Annotated in this window: 22 protein-coding genes and 1 other RNA gene; 15 read left to right on the forward strand and 8 right to left on the reverse strand. The window is 40.2% G+C overall.

Annotated features, from left to right (window positions below):
- The first annotated feature begins 29 nt into the window (after positions 1–29).
- The 10 genes from ABDW32_RS14045 to ABDW32_RS14090 all read left to right on the forward strand — a co-directional run bounded on the left by ABDW32_RS14045 (position 30) and on the right by ABDW32_RS14090 (position 8875).
- Positions 30–1367 (forward strand): cytochrome c oxidase subunit II, encoded by a 1338-nt coding sequence (locus tag ABDW32_RS14045; protein WP_343563415.1) that lies wholly within the window; start codon positions 30–32, stop codon positions 1365–1367.
- 27 nt (positions 1368–1394) lie between these two features.
- Entirely contained in the window at positions 1395–3266 is a 1872-nt protein-coding gene (locus tag ABDW32_RS14050) for a cbb3-type cytochrome c oxidase subunit I (RefSeq protein WP_343563417.1), read from the forward strand.
- Positions 3267–3346: 80 nt separating this feature from the next.
- Positions 3347–4390, forward strand: coding sequence for a COX15/CtaA family protein (locus ABDW32_RS14055; protein ID WP_343563419.1), 1044 nt, complete (start codon positions 3347–3349; stop codon positions 4388–4390).
- A gap of 73 nt (positions 4391–4463) precedes the next feature.
- On the forward strand, positions 4464–5369 hold the full coding sequence (gene cyoE / locus ABDW32_RS14060; protein ID WP_343563421.1) for a heme o synthase: 906 nt from the start codon (positions 4464–4466) through the stop codon (positions 5367–5369).
- A complete protein-coding gene (locus tag ABDW32_RS14065) occupies positions 5369–5950 on the forward strand; it encodes a cytochrome c oxidase subunit 3 (RefSeq protein WP_343563423.1) in 582 nt (193 codons plus the stop codon). The genes cyoE and ABDW32_RS14065 overlap by 1 nt, the downstream gene beginning before the upstream one ends.
- Positions 5951–5959: 9 nt before the next feature.
- On the forward strand, positions 5960–6694 hold the full coding sequence (locus ABDW32_RS14070; RefSeq protein ID WP_121125511.1) for a cytochrome c oxidase subunit 3: 735 nt from the start codon (positions 5960–5962) through the stop codon (positions 6692–6694).
- A gap of 27 nt (positions 6695–6721) precedes the next feature.
- Positions 6722–7099, forward strand: a complete 378-nt coding sequence (locus tag ABDW32_RS14075) for a cytochrome C oxidase subunit IV family protein (protein ID WP_343563426.1) — start codon at positions 6722–6724, stop codon at positions 7097–7099.
- A gap of 12 nt (positions 7100–7111) precedes the next feature.
- Entirely contained in the window at positions 7112–7840 is a 729-nt protein-coding gene (locus ABDW32_RS14080) for an SCO family protein (protein WP_343563428.1), read from the forward strand.
- Positions 7841–7848: 8 nt separating this feature from the next.
- Positions 7849–8394: a DUF420 domain-containing protein gene (locus ABDW32_RS14085; RefSeq protein WP_343563430.1), complete on the forward strand. Its 546-nt coding sequence runs from the start codon at positions 7849–7851 to the stop codon at positions 8392–8394.
- A 25-nt stretch (positions 8395–8419) separates the two neighbouring features.
- Complete coding sequence (locus ABDW32_RS14090; protein WP_343563433.1) at positions 8420–8875, forward strand: ABC transporter ATPase; 456 nt, start codon at positions 8420–8422, stop codon at positions 8873–8875.
- 164 nt (positions 8876–9039) lie between these two features.
- Here the strand turns inward: ABDW32_RS14090 and mtgA are convergent, their stop codons facing one another.
- Positions 9040–9804 (reverse strand): monofunctional biosynthetic peptidoglycan transglycosylase, encoded by a 765-nt coding sequence (mtgA, locus tag ABDW32_RS14095; RefSeq protein ID WP_343563435.1) that lies wholly within the window; start codon positions 9802–9804, stop codon positions 9040–9042.
- Positions 9805–9940: 136 nt separating this feature from the next.
- On the opposite strand from mtgA, the gene mutS reads away from it, so the two are divergent.
- The 3 genes from mutS (at position 9941) to ABDW32_RS14110 (ending at position 14050) form a co-directional block, all read left to right on the forward strand.
- Entirely contained in the window at positions 9941–12547 is a 2607-nt protein-coding gene (mutS, locus tag ABDW32_RS14100; RefSeq protein ID WP_343563437.1) for a DNA mismatch repair protein MutS, read from the forward strand.
- A 297-nt stretch (positions 12548–12844) separates the two neighbouring features.
- A complete protein-coding gene (locus ABDW32_RS14105; RefSeq protein ID WP_343563439.1) occupies positions 12845–13552 on the forward strand; it encodes a methyltransferase in 708 nt (235 codons plus the stop codon).
- Positions 13553–13555: 3 nt separating this feature from the next.
- Positions 13556–14050, forward strand: coding sequence for a metallophosphoesterase family protein (locus ABDW32_RS14110; RefSeq protein WP_343563442.1), 495 nt, complete (start codon positions 13556–13558; stop codon positions 14048–14050).
- Between the two features lie 42 nt (positions 14051–14092).
- On the opposite strand, the gene ABDW32_RS14115 is transcribed toward ABDW32_RS14110, so the two are convergent.
- Both ABDW32_RS14115 and ABDW32_RS14120 read right to left on the reverse strand, forming a co-directional pair.
- Positions 14093–14452: a DUF488 family protein gene (locus tag ABDW32_RS14115; RefSeq protein WP_343563444.1), complete on the reverse strand. Its 360-nt coding sequence runs from the start codon at positions 14450–14452 to the stop codon at positions 14093–14095.
- 144 nt (positions 14453–14596) lie between these two features.
- A complete protein-coding gene (locus ABDW32_RS14120; protein WP_077437903.1) occupies positions 14597–14932 on the reverse strand; it encodes a MerR family transcriptional regulator in 336 nt (111 codons plus the stop codon).
- Between the two features lie 292 nt (positions 14933–15224).
- Here ABDW32_RS14120 and ABDW32_RS14125 point away from each other — a divergent pair, with 292 nt between their 5' ends.
- Positions 15225–15560 carry a hypothetical protein gene (locus ABDW32_RS14125; protein ID WP_343563449.1) on the forward strand — a complete coding sequence of 112 codons (336 nt, stop codon included), beginning with the start codon at positions 15225–15227 and terminating at the stop codon, positions 15558–15560.
- 82 nt (positions 15561–15642) lie between these two features.
- Here the strand turns inward: ABDW32_RS14125 and accD are convergent, their stop codons facing one another.
- From accD to dprA, 5 genes are all read right to left on the reverse strand, one after another.
- Positions 15643–16485, reverse strand: a complete 843-nt coding sequence (accD, locus tag ABDW32_RS14130; RefSeq protein ID WP_120261504.1) for an acetyl-CoA carboxylase, carboxyltransferase subunit beta — start codon at positions 16483–16485, stop codon at positions 15643–15645.
- 226 nt (positions 16486–16711) lie between these two features.
- Positions 16712–16809: signal recognition particle sRNA small type (ffs, locus tag ABDW32_RS14135), an RNA gene on the reverse strand.
- Positions 16810–16958: 149 nt separating this feature from the next.
- A complete protein-coding gene (locus ABDW32_RS14140) occupies positions 16959–17186 on the reverse strand; it encodes a DUF6814 family protein (RefSeq protein WP_343563452.1) in 228 nt (75 codons plus the stop codon).
- Positions 17179–18681 carry an MFS transporter gene (locus ABDW32_RS14145; protein WP_343563454.1) on the reverse strand — a complete coding sequence of 501 codons (1503 nt, stop codon included), beginning with the start codon at positions 18679–18681 and terminating at the stop codon, positions 17179–17181. Before ABDW32_RS14145 ends, ABDW32_RS14140 begins: the two co-directional genes overlap by 8 nt.
- Before the next feature lie 150 nt (positions 18682–18831).
- Positions 18832–19953, reverse strand: coding sequence for a DNA-processing protein DprA (gene dprA / locus ABDW32_RS14150; protein ID WP_343563456.1), 1122 nt, complete (start codon positions 19951–19953; stop codon positions 18832–18834).
- Between the two features lie 319 nt (positions 19954–20272).
- On the opposite strand from dprA, the gene ABDW32_RS14155 reads away from it, so the two are divergent.
- On the forward strand, positions 20273–20506 hold the full coding sequence (locus tag ABDW32_RS14155; RefSeq protein ID WP_343563458.1) for a hypothetical protein: 234 nt from the start codon (positions 20273–20275) through the stop codon (positions 20504–20506).
- Positions 20507–20555 lie beyond the last annotated feature (49 nt).

Genomic DNA, 20555 nt, shown 5'->3' on the forward strand with positions numbered 1-20555 from the left:
GAAGGTTACGTAAAAACGTTATAAAAGAAATGAGCTTTAAATTAAATAATAGATTCAAATCCATCTCGGGTTTTGTGCTTGCACTAGGGCTGCTTTTTGCAAATCCTATTCTTGCAAGTCAACAAGATACAGTAGCATCTGATTCTGCTAAAGTGGCGACTACAGCGGTGGCTGCCCCTGCAGCAACGGATTCGGTTGCAAAAGATACAACAGCGGCAGCAGGTACTGCTGCTGTTGCATCTGCTAGCTCTACGACAGAAGCTGGCGCGGCTGCTCCTGCTGTAGAAGAAGTGAAGCAAATAGACCCTCAGGTTTATAAAAACTTCACATATTATGTGTTATTGTTTTTGGTCGTTTGTACAGTTGTTGCTGTAATTGGCAAAGTGCTTTCGATCTATGAATTGACACGAAAAATGAACGGTAGATACAACCCATTTGCGAATAACACCTTCCAATCGGTATTATTCTTTATCTTCTTGGTTGTATTCCTTTATGGCGTTTATTGGACATATGTTCATTGGGGCGCAGCATACTGGAGATCCGCGGTAACAGAGCACGGTGAACGTATAGATACCATGTTTATCATCACTACTGCAATCACTACGTTTGTATTGGTTATTACACATATCTTGTTAATGACTTTTACATTCTTGTACCGCATGCGTGCAAAACGTCAAGCCTACTACTACCCACATAACAATGCAATCGAGAAACTTTGGACGATCGTTCCGGCAGTAGTTTTGACCGTATTGGTATTATTCGGTTTCTTTACATGGAGATCAATTACCAATATTCCTGAAGATCTTCAAAAATCTGCTTTGCAAGTTGAAGTATTGGGTGAGCAGTTCCAATGGCAGGTACGTTACCCAGGAACAGACGGTGTTATTGGTAAACGTAATTACAAAATGACGACACCGACAAATCCTTACGGTATCGACTTTAATGATAAAAATTCGTGGGATGATATTCAAGGTTCTGAAATCTGGTTACCTGTAAACAAACCAGTTCGTTTCCATATCGTTTCAAAAGATATTATTCACTCTTTCTTTATTCCAGATTTCCGTGTTCAGATCAATGCGGTACCGGGAATGACCAACTATTTCCAATTCACACCTACTGTAACGACAGAAGAAATGCGTGATCGTTTGGGTGACTACAACTATGATTTTGTAATGTTATGTAATAAGATCTGTGGATCTGGTCACTACAACATGCAAAAGAAAGTGGTTGTTGTAACAGAGGAAAAATATAAAGAGTGGTTAGCTAAGCAAAATAAATATTTTACTGAGGATCTTCAAAAGGAATTCAGCGGTAAAACAGCTAACGTAAAAAAGGATAGCGTACAGGTTACAGCTTCTTTGAACTAATTAAGAATTTTGAATATAAAATCGAATATGTCAAGTACAGTAATATCGCATAGCGCTGAACATCACGATTCGCACGGACATCATCACGAGGAATCATTCATCAGAAAGTATATCTTTTCGGGTGACCACAAGATGATTGCCAAGCAATTCTTGATCACTGGTATCATCATGGCAGTTTTTGCGATGCTTTTATCAGTATTATTCCGTATCCAATTAGCATGGCCGGATAAAGAATTCCCTATATTAGAAGTATTCTTGGGTAAATGGGCTGAAGGTGGCCGTATTAAGCCGGAGTTTTTCCTTTCCTTGGTGACCATCCACGGTACTGTCATGGTATTCTTCGTGTTGACAGCAGGTTTATCGGGTACATTCAGTAACTTATTGATTCCATATCAAATTGGTGCGCGCGATATGGCGTCGCCTTTTATGAATATGTTGTCTTACTGGTTGTTCTTCGTTGCATCAGTAATCATGGTTGCTTCTTTCTTTGTAGAGAGCGGTCCTGCTTCTGCTGGTTGGACAATCTATCCGCCATTATCGGCTGTACCTACAGCAATCGCCGGATCTGCGACAGGTATGACGTTATGGTTGGTCAGTATGGTTCTATTCGTAGCTTCTCAGTTGATCGGTGGTATCAACTACGTAAGTACGATTTTGAACATGCGTACAAAAGGGATGGATCTATGGAAAATGCCATTGACAATCTGGGCATTTTTCTTAACTGCGATCGTGGGTATGTTGTCATTCCCGGTATTGGTATCTGCAGTGGTTCTTTTGATTTTTGACCGTGCCGCTGGTACGTCATTCTATTTGTCTGACTTGGTTGTACAAGGACAGATTTTACCTAACGAAGGTGGTTCCCCAATCTTGTTCCAACACTTGTTTTGGTTCTTGGGTCACCCTGAGGTATATATCGTTGTGATGCCTGCTTTAGGTTTGACTTCTGAGGTTATCGCAACAAACTCACGTAAACCAATTTTCGGTTACCACGCCATGGTTTACTCCTTGATCGGTATTACAGTATTGTCATTTATCGTATGGGGTCACCATATGTTTGTGACCGGTATGAACCCGTTCTTGGGTGGTGTATTTATGATCACGACATTGATTATCGCCGTTCCTTCCGCTGTTAAGGCATTTAACTACTTGGCAACGTTATGGAAAGGTAATATCCGCTTTACACCAGCAATGATGTTTGCTATCGGTTTGGTATCTTTCTTTATCTCCGGTGGTTTGACAGGATTGTTCTTGGGTAACGCGGCATTGGATATCAACTTGCACGATACGTATTTCGTTGTCGCCCACTTCCACCTGGTAATGGGATCTGCTTCCATCTTCGGTATGCTTTGTGGTGTTTACCACTGGTATCCGAAAATGTTTGGTCGTATGATGAACACGAAATTAGGTTATTTGCACTTTTGGTTGACTTTTATCGGTGCTTATCTGGTATTCTTCCCAATGCACTTTATGGGTATTGATGGTGTGCCACGTCGTTATTATGCATTTACCGAATTTGCTTTCATGGCGAAATGGGTTTCTGTGAATCAATTGGTTACTTGGGCTGCGATCATCGCTGCTTTGGGACAGGTTGCATTTTTATGGAACTTCTTTTACTCGATCTTCTTCGGTAAAAAAGCGCCACAAAATCCTTGGCAATCGAATACCTTGGAATGGACTACTCCGGTAGAACATATTCATGGTAACTGGCCAGGAGAAATTCCAACTGTACACCGTTGGCCTTACGATTACAGTAAGCCAGGTCATGGTGAGGATTTCATTCCTCAAGATGTTCCTTTCTCTGAAACAATGAGCTCGAATTTGCCTCATGATTTCGAAGGAGATGAGGAAGCTGAGCGTATCCAGGCAGAATGGAATGCGCAAAATGGTAGAAAAGACTAATAAGATTTAATCGAATAGAGTAGGGCTGGTACCTACTCTATTTTATACAAGTTTGTATTTTAAGAGGTAGGGGTTGTATTATGTTTCCAGCAGCTGAAAAGCGATTTATAAAGACCAATTTTATTACGATTATCGTATTGTTTATGGTCATTATTGCTGGGGGCGTTGTGCGGAGTACAGGTTCAGGCATGGGATGCCCAGATTGGCCAAAATGTTTTAACCGTATTATTCCACCCACTGATATTTCCCAGTTGCCACAAGGATACGAACAGCATTATATTGAGGGAAGGGCAAAAAAGAATGAGCGTTTCGCCAAGATTGTAGAATTCTTTGGTGATAAGGAAATGGCTTACAAGCTTCGTACCGACAAAAGCATTTTGCAGCATGAGGAATTTAATGTTGCAAAGACCTGGACGGAGTATATCAATCGATTGGTAGGCGTTATTTCTGGATTCTGTTTATTATTTACTGCAGTTTATTCCTTCACATATATAAAATCAAAAAGTTCGATCGTTGTTTGGTCGGTGGTTAATCTTTTTGTAGTGGTCATTCAGGCCTGGTTAGGTTCGATCGTTGTATCGACCAATCTGATGCCCTGGATTATCACGGTACATATGCTCTTGGCGCTTGTAATTGTTTGTATCAGTATATATACCTACTTTAAAGCAGTTACGCTACGTGACAAGACCCTATTGGTTAATCGTTCTTTAAGTATATTAAAAGGGCTTGCGTTGATCTCCATTTTGTTGATGTTAACGCAGGTGATCGTCGGAACGGGGGTTCGGGAGGAAGTTGATCTATTGACTGGTTCTAACATTGCCCGTACTGATTTTATAACAGCTATTGGCCAACAGTTTGAAATACATCGATGGTTGGCGTATTGTTCTTTGATTTTAGTTATTGTATTATTCTTTTTGGTCCGCACAAGTTTCAATACGGGATCTAAGCAGTTTAAGTTTGCTTTAATCGCATTGATCCTCGTGGGTATCCAAATGCTATCAGGAATTATCTTAGCTCGATTTGCAATACCTGCATTTGCACAGACAACGCATCTGGTGGTTGGGACACTATTATTTGGTGCTCAATTTTACCTGTTGTTACTGTTGACTAAGCAAAGGCATTAATTTTGAAATTCGAGATGTTTATGTTAAAAACTATGTGTTTGAATACACTGGTAGTAGGAGGTCTCTTTTAATTATGAAAGAATTTATTTCAGATTTTAAAAAGCTCGTTAAGTTAAGACTTACGTTGACGGTGGTATTTTCCGCCTCAATTGCTTTTCTGATAGGATCAAAACAACAGGGTGAAATTTTCTGGGTCAATTGGTTGTTGTTGACTGTAGGCGGTTTTCTGGTCACAGGTTCTGCCAATGGTTTTAACGAGATCATCGAAAAAGATCTGGATAAATTGATGAAGCGTACAGAAGATAGACCGCTGCCTTCGGGCCGGATGACAACAGGCCAAGCTTTGGTACTAAGTGTCTTTATGGGCATACTAGGTACTTTGGTATTGGTTCGCTTAAATTTTGTCGCTGGCTTACTGTCGGTTTTTTGTATTCTGCTTTATGCGTTCATCTATACCCCTTTAAAAAGAAAATCACCAATAGCCGTTTTTGTAGGGGCTTTTCCGGGCGCATTTCCACCATTAATTGGTTATTATGCGGCCTTTTCACAGGATGACCTGGCCTATTACAGTGGACATAACGAAGCTGCAATTATTATTATTCCCTTTGTTTTGTTCGCGATTCAGTTTTTATGGCAGTTTCCGCATTTCTGGGCAATCGCCTGGGTTGTGGATGATGACTATAAATTGGCTGGTTTTAGGTTGTTACCGACAACAAAACGGGATAAGATATCGGCCTTTATGGTATTCATCTCGGGATTGTTAATGGTTCCTGCAGGATTTATACCTTATTATTTTGGCTTTGGTGGAATTTGGTTTACGATAGTGTCCGTCATTGGCGGATTGATGTTTGGGTATTATGGCTATTTGCTGTTTAAGAATTGTGATATTCCTTCAGCAAAAAAAGTGATGTTTACTTCCTTCATCTATTTACCTGTGACACAACTCGTATTATTGCTTAACTTTATTCCTTTGAAATAATGTTAGATCTAAAAGCACAAACTGACGAGAAGTTAGTACAGAGAAAAGCCCAGAAATTCAACCTTTGGTTGGGGATGTTGGGCATGTTCATGATGTTTGCTGCCTTATCCAGTGGTTTCATTGTATATACAGCAAGTGGTGTGGACAAAGGGATCAAGACCTTACTGCCTGATACGTTTGTGTATAGCACAATCGTGATCGTGGTAAGCAGTCTTACGATGTTTTTAGCGCATAAAGCCGCTAAAAATGGTGATTCATCCAAACAGAAGTTATTATTAATGGTGACTTTCGTTTTGGGTATCGTGTTTTTTGCATTACAGGTACATGCTTGGAATGTGTTAACGGAGCGAGGTGTTTATTTTGTCAATAACAATGCGTCTCAATCCTTTATCTACATTTTTACGGGAATGCACTTGGCGCATATTATTGCGGGTTTGATCGTTTTGATTGGCGCGATTATAGGAGCGAATAGGCTTTCTAAGGACGGCAATCTTTTCCGCATGGATCTTGCCAGTATTTTTTGGCATTTTCTCGATCTTTTATGGATTTATATATATGTTTTCTTACTTTTGAATCAATAATAGTAAACAATGAGTACAACAGTATCGCAATTGGATAAGGTAAAAACTGGTCCATGGAATGGTGGAAAATCACCTTGGAACTTAGAGTATGGAAAAATCATGATGTGGTTTTTCTTGGTAGGGGATGCCTTCACATTTTCTGCATTTTTGGTTTATTACGGCGCACAACGCTTTTCTCACCCAACATGGCCCGATCCTGATAAGATTTTCCAATCTATCCCAGGTATTGCGGAGCATGGTCAACCTTTGGTATTCGTAGGTTTGATGACCTTTATTTTGATTATGTCTTCAGTGACGATGGTATTGGCTGTAGAAGCTGGACACCGCAATCAAAAAAATGAGGTTGTTAAGTGGATGCTTTGGACGATTTTAGGTGGTATCTGTTTCGTTGGCTGTCAGGCTATCGAGTGGACTCACTTACACCACATGGGATTCTGGTTTGGTAAAAACCCAGCGACTGGTTTAGAAGGCGATGCAATCAAGACCGCATTATTGCCATACTTTACACACGATATTTCCTATACATCGGCATTGCAATTCGCAAACTTGTTCTTTACGATTACCGGTTTCCACGGTTTCCACGTTACAGTAGGTATTATTTTGAACATCATCGTTCTTTGTATGACCTTAAATAACACATTCGAAAATCGCGGTTCTTACTTAATGATTGAAAAAGTAGGTTTATATTGGCACTTTGTGGATTTGGTGTGGGTATTCGTATTTACATTCTTCTACTTAATCTAATCACTGAATTAATAATTTTAGATCGCTATGTCACAATATCAAGATAATATCGCTCACGGAGAGCATGCTCACGAAGGTGGGATGGATAAGAAAGCCATCTGGAGAGTATTTGGCGTACTTTTGGCGCTTACTTGTCTAGAGTTCTTAATTGCGTTAGGTTTTGTTCACCATTGGCAGATTTTGGCCAAAGGAGCATTGGTAAATACCATTTATATTGCTTTGACGCTGGTTAAGGCATATTATATCGTTGCATTTTTTATGCACCTGAAATTCGAAAAATCGAGCTTCATTGTTACCGTATCAATCGTCTTTATTTTTATTATTTATTTTATCGTCCTGATGTTGGTTGAGGGAGGTTTCTTGGCAGGTGCGTTCCAAGAACATCAATTGTTTCCAAATAAATAGATAAAGTGAATAATGGATAATAATACTGGACAAAAGAAAGGTATTAAAACTATATTGATCCTGGCAGTAATTCTTTTACTGCCAGGATTTTTATATTTTATACTAAATAAAAGTGGCTCCAATAGCTACGTTTCCCTACCCATTTTCGGTAAGAAGGAAGTGCCTGGAACAACACATCGCAAATGGGGACGCGATATTCCCGATACGATCTATCATACTGTCCCTTCGGTCAATTTCGTTAACTACGATAATAAAGCTGTACAATTATTGGGCAATGATACGACACTTTCGGTCGTTCACCTGATGTATTCGCGGGATGCGTCCTTGTCGAGAACGATGATTAAACGATTAGATCAGATTGCCAACCGTTTTATTCAGAATAAAAAGGTCAAGCTGTATTCCATTACAGTTGATACGGCATATGATAAACCGGAAGTCTTGGCAAAATATGCCAAAGTTTACAAACCTTGGACTAAATCTTGGTTTTTTGTGACAGATCCTTCTGTGGATATCTTTAAATTTGCCAAGGAGAGTTTGTTGCAGGATGCTATAGCAACTAATGATAAAGCGAAACCTTTTATCATTGGATCCAATTACCTTTTGCTTGATACCAAGGGTAGGATCAGAGGTATCTATGATATCAATGTCAAAACGGATATTGATCGATTGGAAGATGAAATTAAATTATTGTTGGTGGAGGAGATTCGAAATCATCCGGCTACGATAGAACAAAAGAGATAGTTAAAAACATGGAAGATAGCCTAATCAAAGAAAAAAAATACAGTAAGTGGATTTGGATATTGTCAATTGTGATACCAGTCGTGGTGGCCGTATTGTTTACCGTTAACCTACAGAAATTAGGTTACGATGTGAAGCCGTTGACTTTTCTGCCGCCTATTTATGCAACAATCAATGGGATCACAGCAATTTTGTTGTTTTGGGCAGTAGCCGCCATAAAAAAAGGCAATAAAACATTGCATGAACGTTTGATCAAATGTTGCATTGCCTGCTCCCTGGCATTCTTGGCGATGTATGTTGCCTATCACATGACTTCGATCGAAACAAAATATGGAGGTGAGGGAATTTTGAGACCAATTTATTTCTTTATTTTGATCACACATATCTTACTTTCCATAATCATTATTCCTTTTGTACTTTTTACATTTGTGCGGGGTATTTCGGGATCTTATGCACGGCATAAAAAGCTGGCGCGGATCACTTATCCCATGTGGCTATATGTAGCCGTGACCGGTGTTATTGTTTATTTGATGATTTCACCTTATTATATCGGTTAATTTAATAACGGAAAGGAGTTTGCTTATGAAACGTATATGGATTTATCAGGCTGATCGTATTTTGACTGCGCAGGAAAGCGAGCAAATTTCGACTGAATTAGCAGCTTTTGCTGAACAATGGAAAGTTCATGGAAAACCTTTGTCCGCTTCTGCGGAACTTCGTGATGATCTTTTTATTATCCTAAAGGTTGACGAGGCTATTGCTGCCGCTTCAGGTTGTTCTGTCGATAGCTCTGTTCGTTTTCTGAAAGGTATAGAAGAAAAGTACGGGGTACAACTTTTTGATCGCATGCAATTTGCTTATAAATCAACGAGCGGCGTCGCAGTGGTCAATCGTTCGGGTTTTGAAAAGTTACTGGCCGCGGGCGAAATCGATGACAACACGCTCGTGTTTGATAATACCATTACCTACGAGCATCAATTGGATAGCGCTTGGGTGATTCCTTTTAAAGAGAGCTGGCACAAAAGATTATTTGCATAACGAAAATAACAGGTATAAAAAAACGCCATTGATGAAATGGCGTTTTTTTATTATGCTGTCGTGAGATATCAGGATCTGTATGGATAGTTGCTAGTAGGCCAGCTTCTGTCGATCGTAGTAAACCCCTTCCATATTTTATCTTAAACCATCAGAGGCCTATGTGCCTATTCGGGGATGGTATAATGATGCATATACTTAGCGATGGCATTTGCTCTTCTATTGACATAAGACGAAGGATTACGCGCATCCCATTCACGGGGATTTGGTAAGATCGCAATAATCAGTGCAGCCTGTTTTTTGGAAAGGTTCGTTCCATTTTTGCTGAAGTAATATGCTGCGGCTGCATCTGCGCCATAAACCCCCTGTCCCATTTCGATGACATTGAGATAAACTTCCAGAATACGTTTTTTACTCCAGAATGTTTCGATTAGAACGGTAAAATAGGTCTCAAATCCTTTTCTTAACCAAGAGCGTCCTGGCCAGAGAAAGACGTTCTTAGCGACCTGTTGGCTGATTGTACTTCCGCCGCGCAGTTTTTTCCCCTGCGCATTTTTCTTGATGGCATTTTGAATGCCTTTGAGGTCAAACCCCCAGTGGGTCATAAAATGCGCATCTTCCCCGGCAATGGCCGCTAGCTTTAGGTTATCTGAAAGTTCGTCGTAACTCAACCAGTTTTTTTCCAATTTAAATCCCTTGCCCTGTTCCTTAAGTTCAAAGCCACGTTGAATCATCAGCCAGGTAATAGGCGGGTTAATAAAACGCAAGCTAATTACCCAAAAAAGACTAATACCGATAAAATAAAGAACTACTCGGCTTATGATACGGAGAATGGGTGATTTGATAGACTTCAATGGATTGAAGGAAGCTTTTTTAAAGGTATTTTTTTGTTTACTGGCTGTATTTTGTTTACCAGATCTCTTGATGGCCATGACTAAATTTTTTCGGATACAAACTTAGCGTATATTCTTGTTTAATGGAAATGATTTTATCGAGAAGTTTAGGGGATTGTTTGTCAAAGCGACGATATTATCCTATTTTTACGCTTCACAAATTTGATTTTAGAAGTTGGCAAAAGAAAAGAAAGTAACACCGTTAATGCAGCAGTATAATGCGATCAAGATCAAGTATCCTGGAGCGTTATTGTTGTTTCGTGTTGGCGATTTTTACGAGACATTTGGTGAGGATGCAATCAAGGCGGCTCAGATTTTGGGTATTGTTTTGACAAAGCGCGGGAATGGCTCAGAATCAGAAACAGCTTTAGCGGGGTTCCCGCATCACTCTCTGGAGACTTATCTCCCTAAATTGGTGCGTGCAGGTCAACGGGTAGCAATCTGTGATCAGCTGGAGGATCCCAAAACAACCAAGACGATCGTCAAACGTGGCGTTACGGAGTTGGTTACACCGGGAGTTTCTTACAATGATAACATTGTTCAACAGAAATCGAATAACTATCTTGCTTCTATTTTTACCGACAAGGATAAGGTCGGTATTGCCTTTTTGGACATTTCGACAGGTGAATTTCTGGTCGCCCAGGGTACTACATCTTATATTGATAAATTGCTTCAGGGATTTAAGCCTACAGAGATTATTTTACCAAAGAAACAGAGCAAGGATTTTATCGAGCAATTCGGTGCACATTATTACACTTATTTTTTGGATGAGTGGCCTTATACGGGTGATTATGCGACCGAAGCTTTATTGAAGCATTTTGAAGTCGCTTCGCTGAAGGGCTTTGGTGTGGATCGCATGTCTGTGGGAATCGTTGCTGCAGGGGTTGCTTTACATTATCTCAATGAGACGGAACACCGAAACCTGCAGCATATCTCCACGCTTTCGCGGATCGAAGAGGACCGATTTATGTGGCTCGATCGATTTACAATCCGTAATCTGGAACTGATCGGTTCCATGAATGAAAATGCTGTTACTTTATCCGATGTCCTCGATCATACCGCTAGTCCAATGGGTGCGCGACTTTTGAAGCGATGGATTGTCATGCCTTTGAAAGATAAGAAGGGTATTCAGGAACGTTTAGACGTCGTGGATTTCTTTTTTAATAACCGCGAACTGCGGGATGAGTTGATTGCTCAAATTAAGCAAGTCGGTGACTTGGAACGATTGATTTCGAAGATCGGACTCCAAAAGGCAAACCCGCGAGAGATCGTTCAATTGAAACGCGCTTTGTATGCCATTGAAAAACTCAAGGAACTAACGAATCATAAGGATGCGCAATCCTTAAAAGTTATATCCGATCAGTTGGATGCTTGTGTGGCTATCAGAGAACGAATTGAACAACAGGTGCAAGCGGAACCGCCAGTCGCAATCAATAAAGGTAGCGTAATTGCTGAAGGCGTTGACGCCGAATTGGATCGTCTACGTAAGATTGCTTTTGGAGGGAAAGACTACCTATTGGAAATTCAAAAAAGAGAATCTGAACTGACAGGTATCCCCTCTTTAAAAATCGCTTTCAACAATGTATTTGGGTATTATCTTGAAGTAACAAATACGCATAAAGATAAAGTTCCAACCGAGTGGATCCGCAAGCAGACCTTGGTGAATGCGGAACGCTACATCACAGCGGAACTGAAAGAATATGAGGAGCAGATTCTTGGAGCGGAGGAAAAGATCCAGGCCTTGGAAAATCGACTGTATGCTGAGCTATTGGTTGCAATAGCAGCATATATCAAACCGATTCAGCTGGATGCTCAACTTATTGCCAAGTTGGATGTTTTACTCAACTTTGCCATCGTGGCAGAGAAAAACTACTATGTTAAACCTGAAATTAACGATAGTAAGATTTTGGATATCAAAGGGGGGCGTCACCCTGTTATCGAAAAGAATCTGCCCATAGGGGAGGACTATATTACCAACGATACGTATCTCGATCCTACAGCGCAACAGATTATTATTATCACGGGTCCAAATATGGCCGGTAAGTCTGCGCTGCTCCGCCAAACTGGCTTGATCGTATTGATGGCGCAGATCGGTTGTTTTGTGCCAGCCAAGGAAGCTAAAATAGGCCTAGTGGATAAGATATTTACCCGTGTAGGGGCCTCAGACAACCTTTCTTCGGGTGAATCTACCTTTATGGTCGAGATGAACGAAACGGCCAGTATCATGAACAATCTGTCCGATCGGAGTTTGATCCTTTTGGACGAAATTGGACGTGGAACAAGTACCTATGATGGAATTTCAATCGCTTGGGCCATAGCGGAATACTTGCATAATCATCCTGCTGCTAAAGCGAAGACTCTCTTTGCGACACACTACCATGAATTGAATGAACTGTCAACTTCGCTTGACCGTATCAAAAATTATAATGTAACCGTAAAGGAGGTCAATAATAAAGTGATCTTTTTGCGTAAACTGGTGCCAGGTGGATCCGAGCATAGTTTTGGTATCCATGTGGCCAAGCTGGCGGGGATGCCACCAAAGTTATTGAACCGTGCCAATCAGATTTTAAAACGATTGGAACAGGAGCGTACAGGTGGGGAGCAGATCAAAGATAGCATGCGTAAAATTCAGAAACAGGCTTACCAATTGCAGATGTTCTCCATTGATGATCCTGTTTTAAATAAAATTCGGGACATGTTGAATAACCTGGATGTTAACTCACTGACTCCTGTGGAAGCCTTGATGAAATTGGATGAGATCCAGCGTTTGTTAAAAAATTAACGAGCGATATAGCCGCTTGAGGAAATACCATTCATTTTGCATAAAACGATGTTGTTGCTAAATGAATGGTGTTTTTTTTCTGAATTGTCTGTTTTTTTATTGATCCATATTTTTCCTTAAGGTATGCAATGCACCATTATGCTCGGTTTATTGACAAGAAAGAACTTTCAGTCAATTTAGAATGCTGTTGGTCTCGTGACAGCACGAACGCTTTATCTTATTTATTCCTATTATTCCTTTTGGAATCAGAATACATTTTTCAGTGTACAAACATTCCAAAAGTTTTATCTTTGGCTCATGGCGTCAATATTTCGATTTAAACAGTTTGAAGTTGATCAATCCAATTGTGCGATGAAGATCAATACAGATGGTGTATTGTTGGCTTCATTGATCGAAGTGAGCGATGCAAAACGTGTTTTGGATGTCGGTACAGGTACGGGGGTGATTGCACTTATGTTGGCTCAACGGTTGTCAGATAGCGCCGTAGAGGCTGTGGAGATAGACCAATTGGCTGCGGAGATGGCCAGTAAAAATTTCAGCAATTCGATTTTTCGGCACCGTTTGGTATTGCATGCGAAAGCATTTCAACAATTGCAGATCGACAAGCCCTATGACCTGATCGTATCAAATCCTCCCTTTTATACGGATTCGTTGCATAATCCTGATGCGCGGAAGAAATTGGCCCGGCATACGGATCTGGATTTTTTTCAGGAACTACTGCAATTTGCATCTTCGCATTTAACTCCTGGGGGAAGACTGGTTTTGATTCTCCCTAACCAGCTCGCGGAAACCCTAATCGCATTGGCGATTGATCATGGCTTGCATTGTACTGCTGAAATTCAGATCATGTCATTCGAAGGGGAAGCTGTTATTCGGAAGATTGTGACCTTTGAACGTATACCGGCAACAATGCTTAAACAGCGTGAATTTGTGATTTATAAATCTAAAGGTATTTATTCAGATTCTTACAAGGATGCTTTAGCTCCTTATTTTTTAGCTTTTTAGATTATGACGAAAATTGGACTCCTTTCGGATACACACTCTTATTTAGATGAATCTGTATTCAAATACTTTGCGAATTGTGATGAAATTTGGCACGCGGGGGATTTTGGCGAGGCTGATGTAGCGGACCAATTGGAAGCTTTTAAACCTTTGCGTGGGGTGTACGGAAATATAGATGGAAGGGATCTACGCTTGCGTTTTCCCGAAGATCTGCGATTTACCTGTGAGGAAGTGGAGGTTTTTATGACCCACATAGGCGGTTATCCAGGGAAATATGTAGCAAGGATAAAGGCTGAGTTAATGGCAAACCCACCTAAATTATTTATCACAGGACATTCCCATATTCTCAAAGTTGTGTTTGATCCCAAAATCAATTGTCTTCATCTCAACCCCGGAGCTGCAGGAAAACATGGCTGGCACAAAGTAAGAACACTTATGCGCTTTGAGATCAATAAAGATAAGATTGAAAATCTCGAAGTTATCGAGCTCAATGAAAGGTAGCGCACTGCCGCTTGCCTAATGCAGGCCTCGGTAAGCATACGATTACAGCGTCAATTGAAGGTCTTGTAAATATTGCTGCAGGACTGTGGCATGTGTATGTATTTTGTTGCTCGCTGCATAGAGTAATGTAACGACGGATTCTTGCCTGTGTGCTTCGAGCCAACTTGTTCCGAAGTTCTGCTGCTCGAGTTCAGTTCTATATTTTTTTGCGAAATCATCCCATAGATCTGGGTTTTTGTGAAACCAGCTACGGAGCGCTGAGGAGGGGGATAGGTTTTTATTCCACTCGGATAAACTGGCTTTTTCTTTGGTCATTCCACGTGGCCAAAGCCTGTCGATAAGCATACGATAACCATCATCGGGTGAGGGTAGCTCATAAATTCTTTTTACAACGATCTTCATGGGTTTACTTTTTACAGATTATACTTACATTACTATAAATAGATAATTTAAGTGAAAAGCGGAAGTCGTTTTATATCGCGTTCTTTATTGATAGTAATCAATCTTGGGGATACAGTGGTCGCAGGACAGTGTATCTTTGATTGCTTATAGGGAATCGCGTACTTCAAGGAGAAAGCTTTTTAGGCGTTCTAAGGAATCTACCACACGTTGATTTTCTTTCGCTTCGGACTTATTGTCACGGAGGTAGTCTCTTGCTCCTTGTAAGGTATACCCTTTTTCTTTGACGAGATTGAAGATAATCTTGAGGTTCGCAATATCTTCCTGTGTAAAGAGACGGTTTCCTTTTTTATTTTTCTTGGGTTGAAGGATATCAAATTCACGCTCATAAAAACGTATCTGGGATGCATTAACATCGAACATTTCTGTCACTTCTCCCATTGTATAATACAATTTATTTATTTCACGCTCTTTGTACGGCATATCTTCGCAATTAATCTATAGCAAACTTAATAAAAATTCCAGTTCAAAAAGAAATTTTGCGATCTCTTATTTTAATTCGCGAGGAATTAGAGCAATGAAAATGAGTCGATAATAAGAAATGGTGTTTTTTATTCCGGGAGATTTTTAAAGGTGATGAACTGCTGATTTGTCCAAGTCGTGTTCTTAGACTTGAATCTATTAGGAGGTTACTGCTGTACCATTGGTAGCATTGCAAATAAGGTTGAAATTGGCTAAGTTTGGTTGGGTTTGAAACTTGATGTTGATCGATCGCATGATTATAGTTAGCAAATTTTGGACAAATTTATTCTCTTTTGGTAAGGCTAATGCGATTACTATCTTTCCTGTTATTTTTTTAAAATATGGTTATTTTAAAAATAACAAAGCATTAATCCGCCACGAACGCATTCATCTGCGTCAGGCATTGGAGTTGGGGATCGTATTTTTTTACCTTTGGTATCTGCTTGAATTTGTCATCCGTTTTGTTCCGCTACGGGATTTTGACAAGGCTTATCTCCGTATTTCTTTTGAGCGGGAAGCTTATCGCCATGAAGAAGATTCTGACTATTTGTCAAAAAGGAGGACCTGGGCATTTTGGTCCTATTTATAAGTATGGATCTGTAATTTAATGCTAAAAAAAGCTCTTAAAATATTTTAAGAGCTTTTTATGTTTCACTTCCCTTTTGTTCGTTTTATCCGACCAATTTAAGATAAGTAGCCACTTTGTCTTTTAATTGTCTACGGTCAACAATGAAGTCCAAAAATCCATGTTCAAGTACAAACTCGGATGTCTGGAATCCTTTAGGAAGATCTTTTTTGATTGTTTCTTTAATAACACGTGGGCCGGCAAATCCGATTAAGGCACCTGGTTCAGCAATATTAACATCACCCAGCATCGCATAGGAAGCAGTTACGCCACCTGTTGTTGGATCTGTCAATAGACAAACATAAGGGAGCCCTGCTTGTGCCAATAACGCTAATTTGGCCGAAGTTTTTGCCATTTGCATCAAAGAGAATGCAGCCTCCATCATACGCGCACCTCCTGATTTCGAAATTAACATAAATGGAATTTTATGTTCAATGCAATAATCAATCGAACGTGCGATTTTTTCTCCCACAACAGAACCCATCGATCCACCAATGAAACTAAAGTCCATACAGGCGATCACGATGTCTTTACCATTCATTTTTCCGTGACCTGAGCGTATTGCATCTTTCAGTCCTGTTTTTGCCTGACTTTCTTTTAAGCGTTCAGGATAGGGTTTTGAATCGAAAAATTCCAGCGGGTCACCTGAATTTAGATTGGGGAATAGTTCAGTAAATTCGTTATTGTCAAATAAAATTGAAAAATATTCTTTAGAGCCAATTCTTAAATGATGGTCACAATATTGACAAACGTAGTCGTTTTCTACTTGTTCAAGATGCAACAATGGCTTTTTACACGTGGGACACTTGTTCCACATGCCATCTGGTGCTTCTTTTTTATTAGCGGTAGCTGTGCTAATACCAGCTTTTTCTCTTTTAAACCAACTCATACGATAGTTCTTATTCGATTACAAACTTAGATAAAAATGCTTTTATATACAATTATAATTGTGTTGAATGTAAATAGCAGTAAGTCAATGGTTTTGCTTATAAAGCTCACTTGTTAATATGCTGATGTATGATAATAGACCAGATTAGGACGCAAATTGTTTTGTTAGAAAAGGGGCTGAAGTAAGGTTAAGCAGATGAATTAAATCAAAAAATTAGGGCACAAAAAAAGGGTAAGCTACTCCTATCGCACCGCTCAACCAAATACCCTTGCTTTGTTCCCAACCTGGGGGAGTCAATGGGAGCTGGTCGTAGAAGACTTACCCGCCACAAAAGTAGAAAAAAAAATAGTTTTAGGAAAGAAAAAATGCCTTTTTATTCTAGTGAGCTGATTTTCATGAGAATAAATTGTTTGGATGGCCATCTTATGAGGTAGAATAATCCATTAAGATGGCCAAGAGTTTTTTTTAACGCATTACATCTTCTTTCTGTCGTACTCGCCCAACAAAGAATAGTAGCCAAATAGCCCTAAACCGAGGGAAATGATTGGCGTTAAGATACAGAGTATAATGATACCAAAGACCAGATCTTCTTGGTGTCCTGTTGAAATTTTAGGTAACGCCAATTCAAAAATGGAAAAGTAAGCGGTATATATGGCTAAAATGATCCATACGATACCAAGAAGCTTTTTTAGATTATTCATGATTTGGAGGTGTTGAATTGTTGTTGATATATAGACTACCAATAATAAAGCAGACAGCGGCTATAATGATGGGGTATCCTAATCCCGCTAAATAAAATTGTGGGGTATTGGAAGCCTCTGCATTTGTGGTGAGGTAAGTCGAAACTGCAGGCAGGAGCCCCCCGAATATACCATTACCGACATGGTAGGGCAAAGACATGGACGTATATCTGATTTTTACGGGAAACAACTCGACCAAAAATGCCGCGATCGGTCCATATACCATCGTAATATAGATCACTTGAATAAAGATAAGAGCGACGAGCAGGATATAATTTTTACCGGCTAAATGAGTGCTTGTTTTAATCGTTTCTTTTCCCTTAAGCTCACCGGTCTGATGTTGTATCTTTGCGCTGGTCATTTCGGTTCCATCATCATATTCGCTTTTGGTAACAGTAACGATAGATGAGTTTTGCTCGGTGGTTGCTGTGGTTGTTTCGTGTAATTTTGTTTTCTGTTGTACATTCGATAGCTGGTACATGGATTCATAGATTGGACGGTAGGTCAGTACGGCAAGGAGCATGCCGCCCAACATGATCCATTTGCGGCCGACTTTATCACTAAGCCATCCAAAGACGACAAAGAAAGGGGTTCCCAACAGTAGTGCAATACCTAAAATGGTATCCGCCTGATCGGATTGGAGATGCATGACCGTTTTCATGAAGCTCATGGAATAGAATTGACCAGTGTACCAAACAACACCTTGTCCCATGGCTGCACCAAATAGGGCCAGTAACACAAACTTGAGGTTATAGCGATTCCCGAAGCTTTCTTTTAATGGATTTGTACTTGTCTTGCCCTCAGCTTTAGCTTTGCTAAACTCGGGTGATTCCTTCATCTTCTTGCGAATAAGGTAGGACACATAGACCATAACTAAGGAGAGTAAAAACGGGACGCGCCAGCCCCAATTGTCGAACTGGGTTTCACTCAGAAAGCTTTTGGTTAAAAGAATCACAACGAGGGATATAAATAGGCCAAATGTGGCGGTGGTCTGTATCCAAGAGGTCCAATAACCACGTTGTCCCATTGGGGCGTGTTCAGCGACATAGGTGGCAGCGCCACCGTATTCACCTCCCAAAGCAAGCCCCTGTAAGAGCCGTAGGATCAGAACAATTAATGGCGCCCAAAAACCGATACTTGCATAGCTAGGGATACAGCCGATCAAAAATGTTGCGCCACCCATGAGCATCAGTGTGACCATGAAAGTGTATTTGCGCCCTATGATATCGCCTAGTCGACCAAAAAACAATGCGCCGAAAGGCCGTACGACAAATCCAGCAGCAAAAGTGGCTAAAGTAGATAGAAAAGCTGCTGTTGGATTGCTGGCAGGAAAAAACTTGGTGGAAATTACGATAGAGAGACTTCCGAAAATAAAAAAATCATACCATTCAATAAGTGTCCCCATAGATGAGGCTCCGATGACTTTCCAGATGCTCTTTGTACTGTTGTCGTTCATTAATAATTGGTTTAGTGTTATGCTTACTTTACTTACTTACTTACTTACTTACTTACTTACTTACTTACTTACTTACTTACTTACTTACTTACTTACTGTAAAAATTTAACTGTCTTATTTAATATCTTGTTATGATAATGCGTTGATAATTTATTTGGCTGCTACCGGTGCTTGCCCAATCGATTTATAGACCTTTCCAGGTAATGAATGGATCAATGCCTGCATCTCCAACTCCAATAAGACCAGCGCCAGTTTACTTTGAGGCCATTGGAGCTGCTCAATCATTTGATTCAGTTCCAATTGTCCCGTTGAATGAATGAGGTTAAAAACACGTTCCTGATCTTCGTCCAACGTAAGGGGGAGAGTAAGCTGTTGGTTCGCTTTGTCTTTTTTACTGATTTCCCAATTCATCAAATACTCAAGATCCTGTACATGCCTGATCATATGTGCCCGATTTGTTTTGATCAGATAGTTGGTCCCCTCGCTACTCTTTTCGTAAATGGATCCAGGAAATGCGCATACGTCTCTATTATAGCTGTTTGCTATTTCGGCCGTAATTAGTGCTCCGCCTTTGATTGCAGCTTCCACCACAATTGTGACATCGGCCATTCCTGCAATAATGCGATTGCGCATTGGGAAATTAACCCGTTCGGGTATGGTTTCAGATGTAAATTCGGTTAATAGCCCCCCTTGTTCGAGCATCTTTGATGCTAGTTCACGGTGCGAGGCAGGGTATATCCGATCTAATCCATGTCCGAGTACCGCAACCGTTGGTATATTATTTTTTAGGGCATTGCGATGTGCCAATGCATCAATACCATATGCAAGCCCACTGACAATCAGCAGATCTTGATATTCATTTAAGCCTTGTATAAAGTCTTCGCATAGCTGCTGGCCATAATGTGTTGCATGTCTCGTCCCAACGATACTGATCACTTTTGTTGAGTTGAGTGGGGCTTGTCCCTTGTAATATAACATAAGCGGAGCATCATCACATTGTTTGAGTCGATCGGGGTAGTCCTTGTCTTCGATCCATAAGGCTTTGATCCGATGTTTATCAATAAAAGCGAGTTCCTTTTCACAGGCTTCCAGGTATGTTTTGTTGTGTATTGCATCTGCAATTGATTCCCGTACTCCGGGGATTTGCATCAGGTCTTTTTTTGAATAGGCAAAGAAATCCGCTAAGCTATCACTATGGGCCATGATACTACGGGCTGTTCTAGGGCCAATGCCCTTGATCTTTGTCAAAGCTATGGGATAGATCAGTTTCATAATTGGTGTTTTAAATATAATGAAAATTATAACTTCTTGTATGACTTTTCCTTAGAATGAAAATCATTTTGAAGGTTATTCTTAATTAACATTTCCTCGATAGGAAGAAAACGCTGCGGAGGTAGGGATACGATGACAGATTCTTTGGGTTTTGTAAGAGGGATGAGCTGTTAGGTCGTGTAAGATATATTTGGAACGGGAATATTTATTTGGGTTAGTGCTGTAATTGCAAACTGTTTTTTAGGGGAAGAAATTGAGGCGGTGTTTGGGAGGAATGTGTTGGATTTGGTAGCTTTGCCTGATCAATAATATTTTTAACATGGAAATGAAAGAACCTTTTGATATAGAATTGGGTGATGTGATTTATTCGGTTTTTCCGGAAGAGAAAGATGCTTATGTTATCTTTAAAGATGGAATGGAATATGTGAAAATTATTCAGGATACGGATAGCACTTGGTTGAAGTTAAATCCTGAAACTGAGTTGCCAATGTTCGGAATGGACGAAGAAGTTAACCTAATCGGTGAGGAGATCAAAAAAGAGCTGGGGCAATAAGTCGTATTAGTTAAAGATCGTTAAAGTATACCAACAGGATCTGATCCGG

The sequence above is a fragment of the Sphingobacterium sp. genome, from assembly GCF_039596235.1.
GTDB lineage: Bacteria > Bacteroidota > Bacteroidia > Sphingobacteriales > Sphingobacteriaceae > Sphingobacterium.